Here is a 1,247-nt window from a genome sequence, read left to right as displayed (position 1 = left end):
TGGGCCGCCCCCTTCATTCGGTCCGGACGCTCTGTGAGTCGTCGGTTTCGATTTGATGGGTGCATTGCTGAGCGTACTCGGCTGGGGGTAGGTAGCCGAGCGAGGAGTGCCGGCGGTGGTGGTTGTACTCGTCCTTCCAGTCGCCGATCACGACCTGCGCGTGCAGTAGCGAGTAGAAGCTGTTGATGTTGAGGCACTCGTCGCGGATCCGGCTGTTGAACGACTCGACGTACCCGTTGCGCCACGGCGAGCCCGGAGGGATGTAGGACAGGCCTGTGCGGGTGCCGGCCCAGTCGGCCATCGCCTCGCTGATGAACTCCGGCCCGTTGTCCGACCTGAGCACCGCCGGGGCGCCCCGGGCGGCGACGAGGTCCTCGAGGTGGGCGGTGAGTCGGTCGGCGGTAATCGAGCGCTCCACGAGGCCGCCGATGCACTCCCGGGTGTGTTCGTCGACGATCGAGCAGATCTTGATCGACCGTCCGTGCTCGTCGGCGTCGAACTGGAAGTCCACCGCCCACACCACGTTCGGCGCGTCCGCCGTCGGCGCGTCGACGGTCGAGGACCCGACGCGTTTGCGTCGCCGCCGCTGCGGGACCCGGAGCCCTTCGTCACGCCACAGGCGTTGGATCTTCTTGTGGTTCACCACCCAGCCCTCGGCGCGCGCATCGTGATACGCGCGTCGGTACCCGTAGCGGGGATGGTCCTTCGCCCAGGCGCGCAGCCACTCCCGCAGCGCCCGGTCTGGGTCTGCGGTCGTGTCGGCGTTGAGCGGGCGTCGGTACGCGGAGCGGGACAGCCCGACCAGACGGCACGCCATCCGTTCACTCACCTGCAGTGTCCTGATCAGGTGCGCGACGGCGGCGCGGCGCCTGCCCGGGCCTAGAAGTTTCCCTCAGCCAGCTCCTTGAGCGCGGCCTTCTCCAGCTCCGCTTCGGCGAGCAGCCGCTTCAACGTGGCGTTCTGCTTCTCGAGCTCCTTGAGGCGCTTCGCGTCGTCGGCCTTGAGTCCGCCGTATTGGTTCCGCCACCGGTAGTACGTCTGCTCGGACACCCCGAGCTCCCGGCACACCGCCGCGACATCCTGCCCGTCGGCGAGCATCCTGTCGGCCTGCCCGAGCTTACGGACGACCTGCTCCGGAGTGTGACGCTTCCTACTGTTCGTCATGATCTGACCAGTCTCCCTGCCCGCCACCGCGGGCAACAGGACGACTCGCATAACGACCGGACCTACGAAACGGGGTCAGCCCA

General features: G+C 67.8%; 1 protein-coding gene. It reads right to left on the bottom strand.

Annotation, left to right across the window (positions count from 1 at the left end; genetic code table 11):
- Window positions 1–13 precede the first annotated feature (13 nt).
- A protein-coding gene (locus ET989_RS14610; protein WP_131170272.1) for an IS3 family transposase occupies window positions 14–1,164 on the bottom strand; the annotation gives its coding sequence in 2 pieces (ribosomal slippage) (window positions 14–894 and window positions 894–1,164; 1,152 coding nt in all).
- Between the last annotated feature and the right edge of the window lie 83 nt (window positions 1,165–1,247).

This window comes from Propioniciclava sinopodophylli, from assembly GCF_004324755.1.
Lineage (GTDB): Bacteria > Actinomycetota > Actinomycetes > Propionibacteriales > Propionibacteriaceae > Propioniciclava > Propioniciclava sinopodophylli.
The sequence above is the reverse complement of the archived record's forward strand: the minus strand, read 5'-3'. Positions and strand labels throughout refer to the sequence as shown.